Here is a 16594-nt window from a genome sequence, read left to right as displayed (position 1 = left end):
ATAAGCTGGGGTGGGCAGTAAGGTCAAGCGACGTGGCGTTTTGTTTGCGCAGCGGATCGCGCCCTGTTGGGATCAGCGCAGGAGGATCGTCATGACAGTATTGGTAACAGATCAAGGGCGGGTGCGCATTGTGGCGATCGACCGTCCCGAGGTGCGCAATGCGGTGAACCCGACAACCGCCTTTGCGCTGTATGAGGCGTTTATGGCCTTTGAGGCGGACGTCAGCGTGGATGTGGCCATTCTGACCGGGCAGGGCGCCAGCTTTTGTGCGGGTTTTGATCTCAAAGCGGCCGCAAACGGTGTTGGGCAGGCATGGCAAGACGCTGTGATGATGCCCGACGATTGGCAGGACGCGCGGCTGCAACCGTTGATGGGGCCCATGGGGCCGTCGCGGTTGATGTTGTCCAAACCGGTGATTGCCGCAATCGAAGGTCCCGCAGTGGCGGGCGGGCTTGAGTTGGCGGCGTGGTGTGACATGCGTGTGGCTGCAAAATCCGCCGTGTTGGGGGTGTTTTGTCGCCGTTGGGGGGTGCCGTTGATTGATGGTGGCACGGTCCGGTTGCCCGGTCTCATTGGCCAAGGTCGGGCCAATGATCTGATCTTGACCGGGCGGCCGGTGGACGCCGAGGAGGCACATCACATTGGGTTGGTGGATCGGCTGTGCGCCGAGGGGCAGGCGCTGGCGGAGGCTTTGCAGTTGGCAGACGGCCTGACGCGGTTTCCGCAGGGCTGCATGCGGGCAGACGTCTTATCCGCCCAAATGAGTGGCGTAGACTTGGCCACAGCGTTGCGCCGGGAGTGGGCGTCTTTTGAGATGTTTGCAACCGAAGGGCAAACAGGTGCCGCAAGATTTGCAGCGGGCAGGGGGCGCGGTGGCGGGTTCTCAGATATCTGAGTTTGGGTCGGAGATGTCCGTCCGCAGGGACCAGAAATACCCTGGCATGTCGTGCAGCAGCTCCGCGGCTTTGTCGTCCAGCCAGTCTTCCTGATCCTCCTGCGACCAACTGGAAAACCCGTCTTCGGTCCGTGACAGCTCTTGGGCGGTGGCCACAGCTTGCGCGTATTTCAAGCGCTCAACAGGTTCCTTGGGCACAATGGCGTAGACAAATTTCCCTCCCATGGCGTCTGCCAAGCGTTCCATCTGTTTGAGCGAGACCGCCCCGTCTTTCTCACTGCGCTCTGCCTGATAGACCGCATTGCGGCTCACACCTTTGCGGCGGGCCACTTGATCTGCCGACATTCCAAGTGCACGACGCATTGTGGAGATCCAACCGCTTTCCGGTGTTGGCCAGGTTTCGGCGCTCTTTGCGGCTTGATCCACGATGCGCGCAAGGCGCCTGCGTTGGATAAAATCTTCCACGATGCCCGTCTACCTCCAACACGATCTGACAAATTGTACGTAGGACACATAATACTCTTGGCCCTGCAATACAATTATTACATATATAGGTTGTAAAATGGACATCCAATGCACATATATCAATTGTCACATTTGAGTTCTAAGGGGAAATTTTGAGGAAAATACATGCTTGAAGTGTTTTTGAACCCACAGTCATTGCCATTTGCGGTCGCGCTGACCGTGGTGGGAGCTTTGTTTGTTTTGGAAGTTTTGAGCTCGGTGCTCGGATTTTCAGTTTTGGGTGCAGGCGCTGAAGGTGCTGAGATCGATTTGGACGTAGATGCGGACTTTGATCTGGCCACCGGGCTTGACCTTGATCTGGATGCCCCAGAGGCGGATTTGGATGTGGCTGATGGTGTTGACGCGGCATCGCCCGCAGGCCTGTTGGGCTGGTTGGGGGTGCGCGGTGTGCCATTCCTGATCTGGTTTGTCTCTTTGCTGACCTTGTTTGGTTTGATTGGACTGACATTGCAGGCCGGGATTTCGGCGATGTTTGGCAAAGGTTTGTCACCGTCCATTGCCTCTCTGGTGGCGCTGCTACCAGCCTTGGTTGGCACGCGGGTGCTGTCCAATTGGGTGGCGCTGTTGATGCCCAAGACCGAAACCACGGCGCTGCGCGCCCGCCATCTGGGCGGCTACAGCGGCGTCATCACCCAGGGCCAAGCGGCCCGTGGCCGACCGGCGGAGGCCAAAATCAAAGACCGCCATGGCAACACGCACTACCTGCGCGTGGAGCCCTTGGAGGACGATGCCACCTTTGACCAAGGCAGCGACGTCACCATCATTCGCAAGCGCGGCGACCAGTTCTTTGTGATCTGATCGCACGCCTAAAACACACAGATAAATCAAATAATTGAGGAGTTGACATGACTTTCATGCCTATACTTACGTTCGCAGGTGCCATCGTATGCCTTTTGTTGTTCATCGGTTTGATTATGGCGCGCTTGTACAAACGCGCGACACGAGAAATGTCTTTGGTGAAGACCGGATCTGGCGGCCGCAAGGTTGTCATGGATGGGGGCACAGTTGTGGTGCCGTTCCTGCACGAGATTTCCAAGGTCAACATGAAGACGCTGCGCCTTGAAGTGGCGCGCGTGAATGAACAGTCCCTGATCACCAAAGACCGGATGCGGGTGGATGTTGGTGTCGAATTCTATGTGTCGGTGAATGCCACCGAAGACGGGATTTCGCGCGCGGCCCAGACGCTGGGGGATCGCACATTCCATGTCGATCAGTTGCGGGAGATGATCGAAGGTAAGTTGGTGGATGGTTTGCGGGCGGTGGCTGCGCAGATGACCATGGATGAGCTGCACGAAAACCGCGCGATTTTTGTTCAGGAGGTGCAGAATGCGATCTCAGAGGATCTGTTGAAAAACGGTCTGGAGCTTGAGGCGGTGTCGTTGACCGCGTTGGATCAGACCCCGTTTGAAAGTTTGGATGAAAACAACGCGTTTAACGCGATTGGGATGCAGAAATTGGCAGCGGTGATTGCAACCTCACGTAAGGAGCGTGCGGAAATCACAGCCGAGGCCGAAGTGTCTGTGGCCCGCTCTGAGATGGAAGCTGAGAAGCGCAAATATGAGATTGAGCGCGAACAGAAAGAAGCGTCGATCAATCAGGAGCGTGAAATCCAGATGATGCAGGCCGTACAGGAAGCGGAGATTGCGTTGAAGCAGGAAGAATCCGACAAGGCCAAAGAGCAGGCGCGGATTGAGCGGGAGCGCGCGGTCCGGTCGTCTGAGATTGAACGCGAGCGCACCATTCGCGAAAGCGAGATTGCCAAAGAGCGTGAGCTGGAAGTCGCGGACCAAGAGCGTCAGATCATTGTTGCGCGCAAGTCTGAGGAAGAAAGCCAAGCGCGGGCGTCTGCGGATGCGGCGCGTGCTGAGGCGAAGAAAGCCAGCGAGGCGATTGAAACCGCACGTGCGGTTGCAGAGGCCGAACGTCAGAAGCAGATCGCGTTGATTGAGGCCCAGAAAGAGGCGGAGCGTCAGGCCACAGCCATCCGTTTGGCCGCTGCGGCGGAGAAAGATGCCGCCAGCGACCGGGCAGCGGCGCGTATGGAAGAGGCGCAGGCGGATGCGGACGCTTTGACCATTCGGGCGGCAGCGAAAAAGGCTGACTTGCTGGCAACCGCGGAAGGTCAGACCGCGATTGCGAACTCTGAAAACGAGCTGAGCCGCGACATCATCGAGATGAAGCTGCGTTTGGCGATGCTTGAGGCAATGCCGCAGATCGTGGAGCAGATGGTGAAACCTGCCGAGAAGATCGACAGCATCAAGATCCATCAGGTGACCGGTATGAACGGTGCCGGCTCTGGCGCGGGCTCCGGTGAGAGCGGCACGCCGGTCAATCAGGCGCTGGACAGCGTGTTGGGCATGGCGTTGCAAATGCCCGCGATGCAGGCGCTCGGCAAGGAGCTGGGTATCAGCCTTGAGGATGGTTTGAGTGGTGTGACCAATGGTCTGATTGCCCCAAAGGCTTCTGTGGACGCCCAGCCAAATGGTGCGGATGTGCCCGTGGTTGAGGCAAAGGCAGAAGAGGCGGAAACGCTTCAGTAAGCCTGCGATATAAATCTGGTTTGGGCCCCCGGCGATGCGCTGGGGGCTTTTGCGTGGGCGCGGTGGTGCGCAGGGAATGCGCCCCCTACGTGTTGCCGTGTTACAAAGGCTTTCCTTGCCCCTCCGCAGGGCATTCGGTAAAGGCACAGGCGTAATTCACACACAGGGACCATGGACATGGCCAAGCAGAAGAAAGCCCCGCGCCCCAAGGCAGTTACGCCAAAGGGCTTCCGCGACTATTTCGGCGTTGAGGTGACTGAGCGCGCCGAGATGCTGCATCAGATCGCTGGGGTGTATCATCGCTATGGCTTTGAGGCCCTTGAGAGCAGCGCTGTGGAAACCGTCGAAGCGCTGGGCAAGTTTTTGCCGGATGTGGACCGCCCAAACGAAGGTGTGTTTGCGTGGCAGGAGTTTGACGAAAAAGACAATGGCGATTGGATGGCGTTGCGCTATGATCTGACCGCCCCGTTGGCGCGGGTCTATGCGCAGCACCGCAATGATTTGCCCAACCCGTACCGTCGCTATGCGATGGGCCCGGTGTGGCGCAATGAGAAGCCCGGCCCCGGGCGGTATCGTCAGTTTTATCAATGTGATGCGGACACTGTTGGCACATCCAGCATGGCCGCAGATGCAGAGATTTGTGCGATGCTCAGCGACACATTGGAGACCGTGGGCATTCCACGCGGTGACTATCTGGTGCGGGTCAACAACCGCAAAGTTATGAACGGCGTACTGGAGGTTATGGGGCTTGGCGATGATCAGGCTGCCAAAGACAATGTGCTGCGCACCATCGACAAATTTGACAAAGTTGGCGCAGGTGGCGTGCGCGAATTGCTGGGCAAGGGGCGTTTGGACGCCTCTGGTGCTTACATCGACGGCGTGGGCCTGTCTGATGATCAGGTGGAACCGGTGATCGCGTTTCTGACCTCTAAGGCGGATGACGTGGCCAAAACCTTTGAGAACCTGCGCGGTGCTGTCGGTGGCTCCGCTGTAGGGGCTGAGGGGATCGCGGAGCTGGAGCAGATCGGTGAGCTGTTGGCGGCCGGTGGGTATGGCAGTGACCGGATCGAGATTGATCCGAGCATTGTGCGCGGCCTTGGCTACTACACAGGCCCGGTGTTTGAAGCGGAACTGACATTTGAGATCCTCGATGAGAAGGGTCGCAAGCGGCAGTTTGGCTCGGTCGCGGGTGGTGGGCGCTATGATGGATTGGTGAAGCGGTTCACCGGACAGGAAGTGCCCGCAGTTGGTGTGTCCATTGGCGTGGACCGTTTGCTGGCGGCGCTGCGTGAAAAGGGTCGGATGGGTGGTGTGGCCACTGGTCCGGTTGTGGTGACCGTGATGGATCGCGACCGTATGGCGGACTACCAGTCAATGGTTTCTGACCTGCGCAATGCGGGCATTCGCGCCGAAGTGTACCTTGGCAATCCCAAGAATTTTGGCAATCAGCTGAAATATGCGGATAAGCGCAATTCTCCTGTGGCGGTCATTGAAGGCGGCGATGAGAAAGATCGCGGTGTGGTTCAGATCAAGGACTTGATCTTGGGCGCAAAGATTGCCGAGACCGCGACCCATGAAGAGTGGAAAGAGCGGCCCAGCCAGTTTGAAGTTCCCCGCAGTGAATTGGTCGCCAAAGTGCGCGAAATCCTTGAGGGGCAGGCGGGCTGATGGCGGACAAAGCGAAAATCAGAGCGCGGGCGGCAAAGCTGTCCGCGGAATTTGAGGCGGCTGGCGCTTTGCCGGTGGAGATGCCGGTGCTGTTGCCAGCGGACGCTTTGCTGGATCTGTATGGCGAGAACATTCGTGGACGTGCCTATGTGACGTCAGATGCGCTGCGTGGCGAACAGATGCTGCGCCCTGATTTCACGGTGCCTGTGGTGCAGATGCATATGGCGCACGGGGCAGAACCTGCGCGCTATACCTATGCGGGCGAAGTGTTTCGTCGCCAAGAAGACGACCCGGCGCGGGCCAATGAGTATTTGCAGGTTGGCTATGAGGTGTTTGACCGCGAGAATCCAGCGGCGGCAGATGCGGAAGTGTTTGCCGTGATGCAAGACGCGCTCAAGGGTGTAGAACTGCGTGCCTCAACCGGGGACATTGGCATTCTGGCGGCGGCTGTGGCGGGGCTTGAGACCACTGAGCGGCGCAAACTCGCACTGGCGCGTCATATCTGGCGCCCCCGTAAGTTTAAGGCGCTGTTGGATCGGTATTCTGGCAAAGCGGAGATGCCTGCAAGCCGTGCGGCGTTGTTGGCGGCGGAAGACCCGATGGCACATGCGTTTCCAGACATTGGTCTGCGCTCTCAGGCTGAGGTGTCGGAACGTATCGAAAGCTTGCGGGCGGATGTGGCGGCAGAGCCAATTTCGCCGTTGCAGGTGGAATTGATCGAAGCCTTGCTGAACGTGCGAGAAACCTTGCCCAACGCGCTGGAGCACATCCGGGATTTGGCGGTCGATATGCCCGCCATCACCGAAGCGACGTTTCGCCTTCGCGACCGGATGCAGGCGCTTGAGGCGCGTGGCGTGGATGTGGAGCAGCTTGAGTTTGAAGCGAGCTACGGCCGCACGTCTATGGAATATTACGACGGTTTTGTCTTTGGGTTCTATGTACCGGGACGGGCGGATTTGCCTCCGGTGGCCACGGGTGGCCGGTATGATGCACTGACCCAAGTGTTGGGTCAGGGGCAGGAAATTCCAGCGGTTGGGGGCGTGATCCGCCCCGGTATTCTGGTTGATCTGGAGGATGCGGCATGACCATCAAATTGGGTGTGCCCTCCAAAGGGCGATTGATGGAGAAGACCTTTGATTGGTTTGGCGCACGCGGTGTGACGCTGAGCCGGACAGGATCGTCTCGAGAATATGCCGGTGCGGTAGATGGCGTGGACGGCGTGGAGCTGGTGCTTTTGTCAGCCGGGGAAATCCCGCGTGAATTGGCGGCGGGTCGTATCCATCTTGGCGTGACGGGCACGGATTTGGTGCGCGAAAAGCTGGGCCAGTGGGAACAGCAAGTGCAAGAGATGGCTGAACTCGGCTTTGGCCATGCGGACCTGATCATCGCGGTTCCGGGATGTTGGGTCGATGTGGACACGTTGGAAGATTTGGATGCGACGGCGGCGGCGTTTCGGGCCAAGCATGGTTTCCGGATGCGGTTGGCGACAAAGTACCACCGGTTGATCCGCGAGTTTTTGCAGGACAATGGTGTGGCGGATTATCAGCTGGTTGACAGCCAAGGTGCCACCGAGGGCACGATCAAGAATATGACGGCCGAAGGCGTGGCAGATATCACCTCATCCGGGGATACGCTGCGGGCCAATCACCTGAAAATTCTGTCCGATGCTTTGGTGCTCAAGTCACAGGCCACGTTGTTCCGCAGCCGCAAGGCTCAGATGGACGATGCGGAGCGCGCCAATATGGCCGCCTTGTTGGAGACGCTTGGGCTGGACGGCTGAGCAAAAATTTGACCATCAAAACTTAGGTTTGCGCCGAGCGGGGGAAATCCCCTCTTGGCGTGGCCGTGCGCGGTGCTAAGAAGGGTGTCCCAACGTCGCAAGGAGAGTTGACCCGTGGACACAAGCAGCCGCATTTTTCGCACCATCGCCACAGAGATCGCCGCCAAACCCGCACAGGTTGGCGCGGCTGTAAACCTGTTGGATGAAGGGGCGACGGTGCCGTTTGTAGCGCGCTACCGCAAGGAGGTGACTGGCGGCTTGGATGACACGCAGCTGCGGACATTGGCGGACCGGTTGAGCTATCTGCGGGAGCTTGAGACACGTCGCGAAAGTGTTGTGGCGTCGATCACAGAGCAGGGCAAGATGACCGACGATTTGGCCAAGGCCATTGTGGGGGCGGACACAAAAGCGGCGCTGGAAGACATTTACCTGCCTTACAAGAAAAAACGACGCACCAAAGCGATGATCGCGCGGGAAAATGGTTTGGCACCATTGGCCGAGGCGATCATGGCGGATCGTCGTGCCAATCCAGAGACATTGGCGGCGGGTTATGTGAGCGAGGCCGTGGTGGATGTGAAAGCGGCGCTGGATGGCGCGCGTGATATTGTGGCTGAAGGGCTGACAGAGAATGCGGTGCTGCTGGGCGAGCTGCGCAGTTTTCTGCAGAAAGAGGCCATGGTGACCGCCAAGGTCATCGCCGGGCAAGAGCAGGCTGGCGCGAAGTTTTCGGATTACTTTGAACACACAGAACTGTGGTCCAAGGTGCCAAGCCATCGGGCGTTGGCGATGATGCGGGCCTCCAAAGAAGGTGTGATCACGCTGGACATTGGGCCGGATGCCGACACAGGCAAGGCGCGGGCCGAGGAGATGGTGGCAAGCCATTTGGACACGCGCAGTGATGCGCCCGGCGATGTTTGGTTGCGAAAAGTGGCCGGTTGGACGTGGCGGGTGAAGCTGAGCCTGACCATGACAGTCGATTTGATGGGCGATCTGCGCGGACGTGCGCAGGAAGAAGCAATTCAGGTTTTTGCACGTAACCTCAAAGACTTGTTGTTGGCCGCCCCGGCGGGTGCGAAGGCGACATTGGGTCTTGATCCAGGTATTCGCACCGGGGTGAAAGCGGCGGTGGTGGATGCCACGGGCAAAGTCTTGGACACGGCGACGCTTTATCCGTTTCAGCCCAAAAAGGACGTGCGCGGCGCAGAGGCTGCCATTTTGGGGCTGATCGCCAAACATGACATTGCGTTGATTGCGATTGGCAATGGCACGGCAAGCCGCGAAACGGAACGTTTGGTGGCGGACACGTTGAAGCTCTTGCCGTCCAGTGTGACAGCTCCAACAAAGGTTGTGGTGAGCGAAGCAGGTGCGTCTGTCTATTCTGCGAGCGAGCTGGCGGCGCGGGAATTCCCGGATTTGGATGTGTCTCTGCGCGGGGCGGTGTCGATTGCGCGGCGTTTGCAGGATCCGCTGGCAGAGCTTGTGAAGATTGAGCCCAAGTCCATTGGTGTCGGGCAGTATCAACATGATGTGGACCAGCACCGGCTTGGCAAATCACTGGAAGCGGTGGTTGAGGATGCGGTGAACGCGGTGGGTGTGGATTTGAATATGGCCTCAGCTCCCTTGCTGGCGCATGTGTCCGGCCTTGGGCCCGGACTGGCGGAGGCGATTGTGGCGCATCGCGATGAAAACGGGGCTTTTGCAGCGCGCAAAGACTTGTTGAAAGTGGCGCGTTTGGGACCGGTGGCGTTTGAGCAATGCGCCGGGTTCTTGCGCATCACGGATGGCAAAGAGCCACTTGATGCGAGCTCAGTGCACCCGGAAGCCTATGATGTGGCACGCAAAATTGTCTCGGCTTGTGGGCGGGATGTGCGCAGTCTGATGGGCGACGGAGCCGCATTGAAGCGGTTGCAGGCCGAGGACTTTGTGTCTGAAAAATTTGGCCTGCCCACAGTGCGTGACATTCTGAGCGAGCTGGAGAAGCCGGGGCGCGATCCACGGCCAACGTTTAAGACAGCAACATTTGCGGATGGGGTGGAAGAGATTTCCGACCTGAAGCCGGGCATGGTGCTGGAAGGCACTGTGACCAACGTGGCGGCCTTTGGGGCGTTTGTGGATGTTGGGGTGCATCAGGATGGTCTGGTGCATGTCAGCCAATTGGCGGACCGATTTGTAAAAGACCCGCATGAGGTGGTGAAAGCCGGAGATGTGGTGAAAGTGACCGTGACCGAGGTGGATGCGCCGCGCAAACGGATTGGGCTTTCGATGCGCAAAGACGGTGGTGCCTCCGCCAAGGAGGATCGTAATGCGCGGTCTGGATTTGGAGGCAAAGGCCGGGGTGGGCCTGCACCGAAAGGTCAAGGTCCGCGTGGTGGCGGCGGCTCTCATAGCGCCAAACCCAAGCCTGGTGGCAAGCCGGACGCTGGCAATGGGGCGCTGGGCGCAGCCTTGTTGGATGCGATGCGCAAGAAGTGATTGGTACTGCGGGCCAGTGCTAAAATTGGGGAGCGGGCGGCCGGTGCTGATAGCACAAGTTAGGCCAGCAACGCCCCCATGTGGCGCATCGCAAGCGCATAGCCTTCAATGCCAAAGCCTGCGATCACGCCCTCTGCACGCGCGGACACAAAGGAATGGTGGCGGAACTTTTCACGTTTGTGGATGTTGGAGATATGCACTTCCAGCACCGGGCCTTCAAAAGTGTTAAGCGCATCGAGCAATCCCACAGACGTGTGAGAGTAGGCCGCAGGGTTGATGATGATGCCTTGCGCGTTGTCGCGGGCCTCGTGAATCCAATCAATCAGCTGGCCTTCGTGATTGGATTGCAGCAGGTGCACCGCAAGCCCGAACTCCTCGCCAACTTTCGCACAGTTGCTGGAGACATCTGCAAGCGTGCTGGTGCCGTAGATGTCGGTTTCGCGTTTGCCCAGAAGGTTCAGGTTTGGGCCGTTTAAAATGTAGATTGTACCGCTCATCGTCTGGTCACCTTTGTTGTTGTATCGACCTAGCCGCAAAAGTCCGGCGTGAGCAAGTCTTTGCGCAGTTCAGATGAGTGCGCTGTTTCCGATTTGCCGCGGACAGCTTTGGAAGCGCCGATGATTTGAGGGATGATGCAATCCTCGTCACAGGGAAAATCGCGCACGTGCAAATTGCGCCGCCGGTCGGGGTTTGATAGCGTCGCTCCAGCGACCGAAACGGCAGCGATTGGGGAGGATTGCAGCGGGTGTTGGACTTTTCGCACAACCCGTGGCTTGTGGCCACGTCGTTGGCTGTGGCGTTGATGGCCGGGTTTACGGGGCTGTCTTTGACGCGCGGTGCCAATGCCTTGCCCGATGCGCGCCGCAAAATTGTGGTGGCTTTGGCTGCGGTCATATTGGGTGGCGGCATTTGGTCGATGCATTTTGTGGCCATGTTGGGGCTACAGCTGCCGATCCTGTTTTATTATGACGCATTGATCACTTTGATGTCGGCGCTGGTCGCCATCTTGATGGTGGGACTCGCGCTGTTGTTGCTGCATTTCAGATCACGTAGCCCGCAGATGATTGTCGGGGCGGGCGTGATTGTCGGGTTGGGCATCGTGGTGATGCACTATGTCGGCATGGCGGGAATGCAGCTGTGCAAACCGGTCTATGGCATGTTGGATGTGGTGCTGTCGACGGCGGCATCTGTGGTGCTCTCGATCCTGGCAATTTGGGTCGCGTATGACACGCGTACTCAACGCAACATTGTGTTGGGCACGGTTTGTTTTGGGTTTGCTGTGTTCTCGATGCATTTTGTGGCGATTGGCCTGACGGCGTTTGCGCCCAGTGATGTGGCCAATGTTGCCGGGCCTGCGCTGGACAATCAAATTCTGGCGATGGGCGTGACGCTGACGGTGTTTTTGATCTGTGGCGCCTTCCTGCTCACGGGCATTACCTTCATTGCGCCAACCGCGGCAGAGGAAGGTAGAGGCTCCGCGCAGCCTACACCACTCGCCCCCCAAGCGGAGGTCACACCCGCAAAGCCCACCGCAGGCGTGCCATATGAGCGCGAAGGACAGACGTTTTTTGCCGAGCCCAGCCAGGTGGCGGCCATCCGGGCTGAGGGGCACTACACGGTGCTTTATCTGGATGCAGAGAAGCTGTTTTGTCCGTGGTCCATCACCGAAGCAGCCACCCGGCTTGATGGCGCGGGTTTTCTGCGAACGCATCGCAGTTATTTGGTCAATCCGGCGCATGTCAGCAGCTTTGAACGCAAGAAAGACAACGGTACGCTCTACTTTGAGGATGTCGACTCGCTGAGCAAAGTACCGGTGAGCCGGTCGCGTTTGGCGCCACTCAGGGAGGCGTTAGGCTTGTGATTGGGAAGGGTTGAGGGGGGGCGATGGATGTCTGCTGCGTCGGACGAGGTGACCCATTGAAACCGACCACCACGTGTCTTTGTCGTTTACGGGTGCGTCAGATTCCCACCCTAGAAGAACCTGTTTTCAGCACTTGAACCGCATTGCTCATCGCAACATAGTTCACACATGAAACTTCTTGGCCAGCAAAACTCGATCAATGTCAGAAAGGTCCTTTGGACGTGCGCAGAGCTTAAACTTACGCCGGAGCTTGAAGATTGGGGCGGTCTGACACGTGAGACATGTGATCGCGATTTCCTCGCGATCAATCCCAAAGGTCTTGTCCCGGTTCTCATTGACGACGATCTGGTTCTGACTGAGTCAAATACAATCTGCCGATACCTCGCAACACGCGAACGCCGCACAGATCTTTTGCCAGATGCGCCAAAGCAACGGGCTATCGTGGAGGCTTGGATGGATTGGCAAGCAACCGATCTAAACACGGTCTGGCGAGAGGCCTTCATGGGGAAAGTGCGGCAACATCCGGAGTTTGAGGATGCTGATCGCCAGCTACAAAGCGTCCATGGCTGGAACGCCGCCATGTCTTCGTTGAACATGCATCTCATGGGATCTGGTCAATATGTCTGCGGAGACATGTTCACTTTGGCCGACATTGTACTGGCGCTGTCGACAAACCGTTGGGAACTCACTCCTATGGATCGTCCGGCGCTACCTGCTGTCGCTTCTTGGATGAACCGCTTGGCTTCAAGACCCGGCTTCAAAGAGTACTGCCAAAACGGCATCCCCTAAACGCAGGCTCAATTCAGACACGATGCCGACAGCCGTTGCGTTGGAAAGATTTGGCAAGTTGGGGCCATCACCGACCCTGGCTTTCGGCTTTGGCCATCGACCCGCCCGCATTTTCACGAAAAGGGCGGCGCACTTTGATGCTGCACAAGATTCTCTCTATTCAAGGTGAGTTCGCACCTCGTGAAGCCTATTCGCAACTCGTGCAATGAACCACGCGGCCTGTTTTTGAACACTGGTCTGAGACTGCCCTCCCTTGGTGCACTGAAATCGGAGGCTCGCATGTGGCGGGCAAGGGAGGACAGACCAGATGATACCAGCCGGGTTCGAATACCACCGGCCGGCCGACGTCGAGTCGGCGGTTTCGATTTTGCAAGAGCATGGAGATGAAGCGCGTGTGATCGCGGGCGGGCACAGCCTGATCCCAATGATGAAGCTGCGGATGGCCGAAATGGGCCACTTGATTGATCTTCAGGACATTGAGGCGCTCAAAGGCATTGAGGTGAGTGGCGACACTGTCACCATCGGGGCGATGGTCACGCAACATGAGCTGATCACCGATGCAGGGCTTGTGCAAGCCGTACCACTCCTGAGAGAGGCGGCGCTTTTGATTGCCGACCCGCAGGTGCGCTATGTTGGCACCGTGGGGGGCAATGTTGCCAATGGTGACCCGGGCAACGACATGCCGGGGCTCATGCAGTGTTTGGACGCCAGTTTTGAATTGAGCGGTCCGGACGGTGTGCGTTCGGTGGCGTCGCGTGATTTCTACGAAGCGGCCTATTTCACCGCGCGTGATGACGAAGAAATTCTGACGCGCATTATGATTCCGCGGCCTGCGGCGGGCACCGGGTATGCCTACGAGAAGCAAAAGCGCAAAATTGGTGACTACGCGACTGCGGCTGCGGCGGTGATGATTGGCGGCGGCACTGCGTCGGTGGCGATGACCAATCTTGCTGACACGCCGATCTGGTCTTCAGACGCAAGCGCCGCCTTGGCGTCAGGTGACGTCGACGGTTGTGTGGCTGCGATGTTGGGCGCGATTGATCCTGTTGAGGACAACCGCGGGCCTGTTGAATTCAAAAACCATGTGGCTGCTGTGATCCTGCGCCGTGCGATTGCACGTGCCCAGAGCCGAGCGAGCTAGGGGGAGAGAAACATGTCAAAGATGCATGTGAAGTTAAACGTGAATGGCAAAGAGGTTGAAGGCCTCGCCGAGCCGCGCACGTTGTTGATCCATTTCTTACGGGAAAACCTGAACATCACCGGGCCGCACATCGGATGTGAGACCTCCCACTGCGGGGCTTGCACGGTTGATATGGACGGTAAGTCGGTGAAATCCTGCACCGTCTTTGTGGCGCAGGCGCAGGGCAAAGATGTGACCACCGTAGAGGGTCTGGTGAATGACGACGGTTCGCTTGGTGTGATCCAAGAGATGTTTCGTGAGCACCACGGTCTGCAGTGCGGGTTTTGCACACCCGGGATGATCACCCGTGCCCACCGTCTGCTGCAAGAAAACCCAACGCCGACTGAAGAAGACATTCGGTTTGGGATGGCTGGCAACCTATGCCGCTGTACCGGGTATCAGAATATCGTGAAATCCATCGCCGCAGCAGCAGACACGCTGAATGCGCAGAAGGAGGCGGCAGAATGAACGAGCAAACGTTAACCCCCGAACAGCGCGCGGCCAATCTGAAGGGCATGGGCTCTTCTCGTAAGCGGGTTGAGGATGTGCGCTTTACGCAGGGCCGTGGCAACTATGTTGACGACATCAAAATGGATGGGATGTTGTTTGGCGATTTTGTCCGCTCGCCGTATGCGCATGCCAAAGTTGTCAGCATCAACAGCGAAGCCGCGATGGCGGTGCCCGGTGTTATTGCGGTTCTGACTGCGGAAGAGCTGGCGCCACTGGGGCTTCACTGGATGCCAACGCTGGCCGGTGACAAACAGATGGTTCTGGCCGATGGCAAAGTGCTGTTCCAGGGCCAAGAGGTTGCCTTTGTTGTGGCTGAAGATCGGTATGCTGCTGCGGATGCGGTGGAACTGGTTGAGGTCGAATACGAAGAACTGCCGGTGTTGGTTGACCCGTTTGAGGCGCTCAAGTCGGATGTTGTGCTGCGCGAAGACCTGGAAGGTCAGACCGAAGGCGCACATGGGCCACGCAAACACCACAACCATATCTTCACATGGGAGCAGGGTGAAAAAGAAGCGACTGAGGCTGTGTTGGCGGAAGCTGACGTGGTGGCAGAGGAGATGGTGTATTATCACCGCACTCACCCGTGTCCGCTTGAAACCTGTGGTTCAGTGGCCAGCATGGACAAGGTGACTGGCAAGCTGACGTTGTATGGCACATTCCAAGCACCTCATGCGATCCGTACCGTGGTCTCACTGATCTCTGGTATTGCAGAACACAACATTCGGGTGATTTCGCCTGACATCGGTGGCGGCTTTGGCAACAAAGTTGGAGCCTATGCGGGGTATGTCTGTTCTGTTGTGGCGTCGATTGTCACCGGTAAGCCGGTGAAATGGGTTGAGGACCGGATGGAGAACCTGATGTCCACCGCTTTCGCGCGGGACTATTGGATGCAGGGCAAGATCGCCGCCACCAAAGAGGGTAAGATCACCGGGCTGTGGTGTCACACCACGGCGGATCACGGCGGCTTTGACGCCTGCGCCGATCCCACCAAATTCCCAGCCGGTTTTATGAACATCTGCACCGGCAGCTATGACATTCCGACGGCGTATCTGGCGGTGGATGGGGTTTATACCAACAAAGCCCCTGGTGGCGTGGCTTATCGCTGTTCCTTCCGGGTGACGGAGGCGGCGTATTTCATCGAGCGGATGATCGAAGTTTTGGCGATTAAGCTGAACATGGATGCCGCGGAATTGCGCCGGATCAACTTCATCAAGAAAGAGCAGTTCCCGTATAACTCAGCACTTGGTTGGGAGTATGATAGCGGTGATTATCACACCGCTTGGGACAAAGCGCTGTCATCGGTTGGCTATGATGCGTTGCGGGCGGAGCAAGCGCAGCGGATCGAGGACTTCAACGCGGGCAAAACCCGCAAGTTGATGGGCATTGGCCTGACGCATTTCACCGAGATTGTGGGCGCTGGGCCGGTCAAGAACTGTGATATTCTTGGGCTTGGCATGTTTGACAGCTGTGAAATCCGCATTCACCCAACGGGGTCTGCGATTGCGCGCTTGGGCACAATTTCGCAAGGCCAAGGACACGCAACAACCTTTGCACAGATCATCGCATCTGAGATTGGTTTGCCTGCGGATGATATCACGCTGGAGGAAGGCGATACCGATACGGCACCTTATGGGCTTGGAACCTACGGGTCACGCTCTACCCCGGTGGCGGGTGCGGCGACGGCCATGGCTGCGCGGAAGATCCGCGCCAAGGCGCAGATGATTGCAGCCTACCTGTTGGAAGTGCACGACGATGATGTGGAGTGGGATATTGACCGCTTTTCCGTAAAAGGTGCACCGGAACGGTTTAAGACCATGAAGGAAATCGCCTTTGCGGCCTACAACCAAGCCATTCCAGGGTTGGAGCCGGGGCTTGAGGCGGTGAGTTACTATGATCCGCCCAACATGACCTATCCGTTTGGCGCCTACATCTGTGTGCTTGATATCGATGTGGACACAGGGGAAGTCGACATTCGCAAGTTCTATGCGTTGGACGATTGTGGCACACGTATCAACCCGATGATCATCGAAGGGCAGGTGCATGGTGGTCTGACCGAGGCGTTGGCGATCGCACTGGGTCAGGAGATTGCTTACGATGAGATGGGCAATGTCAAAACCGGGACGCTGATGGATTTCTTCATTCCAACGTCCTGGGAGACGCCCAACTACGAGACTGATCACACAACGACGCCAAGTCCACACCACCCGATCGGGGCCAAAGGTGTGGGGGAGAGTCCCAACGTTGGCGGTGTGCCGTGCTTCTCCAATGCGGTGCATGATGCGTTCCGTCCGTTTGGGCTGACGCAGACCCATATGCCACATGATCATTGGCGGATTTGGAAGACAGCCAACAATCTGGGCCTGCACGGCTGAGA

General features: G+C 57.9%; 14 protein-coding genes. 12 read left to right on the top strand and 2 right to left on the bottom strand.

Annotation, left to right across the window (positions count from 1 at the left end; genetic code table 11):
• Positions 1–91 precede the first annotated feature (91 nt).
• The gene (locus tag ABWV47_RS15500) at positions 92–895 is read left to right on the top strand and encodes a crotonase/enoyl-CoA hydratase family protein (RefSeq protein ID WP_353313399.1); all 804 of its coding nucleotides are present in this window, start codon (positions 92–94) and stop codon (positions 893–895) included.
• Here the strand turns inward: ABWV47_RS15500 and ABWV47_RS15495 are convergent.
• Positions 884–1360 (bottom strand): helix-turn-helix domain-containing protein, encoded by a 477-nt coding sequence (locus ABWV47_RS15495; protein WP_353313397.1) that lies wholly within the window; start codon positions 1358–1360, stop codon positions 884–886. The two genes, ABWV47_RS15500 and ABWV47_RS15495, sit on opposite strands and share 12 nt — an antisense overlap.
• A gap of 165 nt (positions 1361–1525) precedes the next feature.
• Here ABWV47_RS15495 and ABWV47_RS15490 point away from each other — a divergent pair, with 165 nt between their 5' ends.
• The 6 genes from ABWV47_RS15490 to ABWV47_RS15465 all read left to right on the top strand — a co-directional run bounded on the left by ABWV47_RS15490 (position 1526) and on the right by ABWV47_RS15465 (position 9880).
• The gene (locus ABWV47_RS15490; protein ID WP_353313395.1) at positions 1526–2218 is read left to right on the top strand and encodes a YqiJ family protein; all 693 of its coding nucleotides are present in this window, start codon (positions 1526–1528) and stop codon (positions 2216–2218) included.
• A 47-nt stretch (positions 2219–2265) separates the two neighbouring features.
• Positions 2266–3960 (top strand): flotillin family protein, encoded by a 1695-nt coding sequence (locus ABWV47_RS15485; RefSeq protein WP_353313394.1) that lies wholly within the window; start codon positions 2266–2268, stop codon positions 3958–3960.
• A gap of 177 nt (positions 3961–4137) precedes the next feature.
• Complete coding sequence (hisS, locus tag ABWV47_RS15480) at positions 4138–5628, top strand: histidine--tRNA ligase (RefSeq protein ID WP_353313392.1); 1491 nt, start codon at positions 4138–4140, stop codon at positions 5626–5628.
• Positions 5628–6713, top strand: coding sequence for an ATP phosphoribosyltransferase regulatory subunit (locus ABWV47_RS15475; RefSeq protein ID WP_353313390.1), 1086 nt, complete (start codon positions 5628–5630; stop codon positions 6711–6713). Before hisS ends, ABWV47_RS15475 begins: the two co-directional genes overlap by 1 nt.
• The gene (hisG, locus tag ABWV47_RS15470) at positions 6710–7408 is read left to right on the top strand and encodes an ATP phosphoribosyltransferase (protein WP_353313388.1); all 699 of its coding nucleotides are present in this window, start codon (positions 6710–6712) and stop codon (positions 7406–7408) included. Before ABWV47_RS15475 ends, hisG begins: the two co-directional genes overlap by 4 nt.
• A 114-nt stretch (positions 7409–7522) precedes the next feature.
• On the top strand, positions 7523–9880 hold the full coding sequence (locus ABWV47_RS15465) for a Tex family protein (protein ID WP_353313386.1): 2358 nt from the start codon (positions 7523–7525) through the stop codon (positions 9878–9880).
• 59 nt (positions 9881–9939) lie between these two features.
• Here ABWV47_RS15465 and aroQ read toward each other — a convergent pair whose 3' ends face one another.
• Positions 9940–10377, bottom strand: a complete 438-nt coding sequence (aroQ, locus tag ABWV47_RS15460; protein WP_353313383.1) for a type II 3-dehydroquinate dehydratase — start codon at positions 10375–10377, stop codon at positions 9940–9942.
• Positions 10378–10625: 248 nt separating this feature from the next.
• Here aroQ and ABWV47_RS15455 point away from each other — a divergent pair, with 248 nt between their 5' ends.
• The 5 genes from ABWV47_RS15455 (at position 10626) to ABWV47_RS15435 (ending at position 16592) form a co-directional block, all read left to right on the top strand.
• Positions 10626–11741, top strand: coding sequence for an MHYT domain-containing protein (locus ABWV47_RS15455; protein ID WP_353313381.1), 1116 nt, complete (start codon positions 10626–10628; stop codon positions 11739–11741).
• 168 nt (positions 11742–11909) lie between these two features.
• Positions 11910–12530, top strand: a complete 621-nt coding sequence (locus ABWV47_RS15450) for a glutathione S-transferase family protein (protein ID WP_353313379.1) — start codon at positions 11910–11912, stop codon at positions 12528–12530.
• A 307-nt stretch (positions 12531–12837) separates the two neighbouring features.
• Positions 12838–13671 (top strand): FAD binding domain-containing protein, encoded by an 834-nt coding sequence (locus ABWV47_RS15445; RefSeq protein ID WP_353313377.1) that lies wholly within the window; start codon positions 12838–12840, stop codon positions 13669–13671.
• Between the two features lie 12 nt (positions 13672–13683).
• Entirely contained in the window at positions 13684–14178 is a 495-nt protein-coding gene (locus ABWV47_RS15440; RefSeq protein WP_353313375.1) for a (2Fe-2S)-binding protein, read from the top strand.
• Positions 14175–16592, top strand: coding sequence for an aerobic carbon-monoxide dehydrogenase large subunit (locus ABWV47_RS15435; RefSeq protein ID WP_353313373.1), 2418 nt, complete (start codon positions 14175–14177; stop codon positions 16590–16592). The genes ABWV47_RS15440 and ABWV47_RS15435 overlap by 4 nt, the downstream gene beginning before the upstream one ends.
• Positions 16593–16594: the final 2 nt, after the last annotated feature.

The sequence above is a fragment of the Shimia sp. NS0008-38b genome, from assembly GCF_040370365.1.
In the GTDB taxonomy this organism is placed as follows: Bacteria; Pseudomonadota; Alphaproteobacteria; order Rhodobacterales; family Rhodobacteraceae; genus Shimia.
The sequence above is the reverse complement of the archived record's forward strand: the minus strand, read 5'-3'. Positions and strand labels throughout refer to the sequence as shown.

Excerpts from the sequence above, each read along its gene's own strand:
- ABWV47_RS15445 (WP_353313377.1), top strand. The coding sequence starts at position 12,838 with ATGATACCAGCCGGGTTCGAATACCACCGGCCGGCCGACGTCGAGTCG.
- ABWV47_RS15500 (WP_353313399.1), top strand. The coding sequence starts at position 92 with ATGACAGTATTGGTAACAGATCAAGGGCGGGTGCGCATTGTGGCGATC.
- ABWV47_RS15450 (WP_353313379.1), top strand. The coding sequence starts at position 11,910 with ATGAAACTTCTTGGCCAGCAAAACTCGATCAATGTCAGAAAGGTCCTT.
- aroQ (WP_353313383.1), bottom strand. The coding sequence starts at position 10,377 with ATGAGCGGTACAATCTACATTTTAAACGGCCCAAACCTGAACCTTCTG.
- ABWV47_RS15435 (WP_353313373.1), top strand. The coding sequence starts at position 14,175 with ATGAACGAGCAAACGTTAACCCCCGAACAGCGCGCGGCCAATCTGAAG.
- ABWV47_RS15475 (WP_353313390.1), top strand. The coding sequence starts at position 5,628 with ATGGCGGACAAAGCGAAAATCAGAGCGCGGGCGGCAAAGCTGTCCGCG.
- ABWV47_RS15490 (WP_353313395.1), top strand. The coding sequence starts at position 1,526 with ATGCTTGAAGTGTTTTTGAACCCACAGTCATTGCCATTTGCGGTCGCG.
- ABWV47_RS15485 (WP_353313394.1), top strand. The coding sequence starts at position 2,266 with ATGACTTTCATGCCTATACTTACGTTCGCAGGTGCCATCGTATGCCTT.
- hisG (WP_353313388.1), top strand. The coding sequence starts at position 6,710 with ATGACCATCAAATTGGGTGTGCCCTCCAAAGGGCGATTGATGGAGAAG.
- ABWV47_RS15440 (WP_353313375.1), top strand. The coding sequence starts at position 13,684 with ATGTCAAAGATGCATGTGAAGTTAAACGTGAATGGCAAAGAGGTTGAA.
- hisS (WP_353313392.1), top strand. The coding sequence starts at position 4,138 with ATGGCCAAGCAGAAGAAAGCCCCGCGCCCCAAGGCAGTTACGCCAAAG.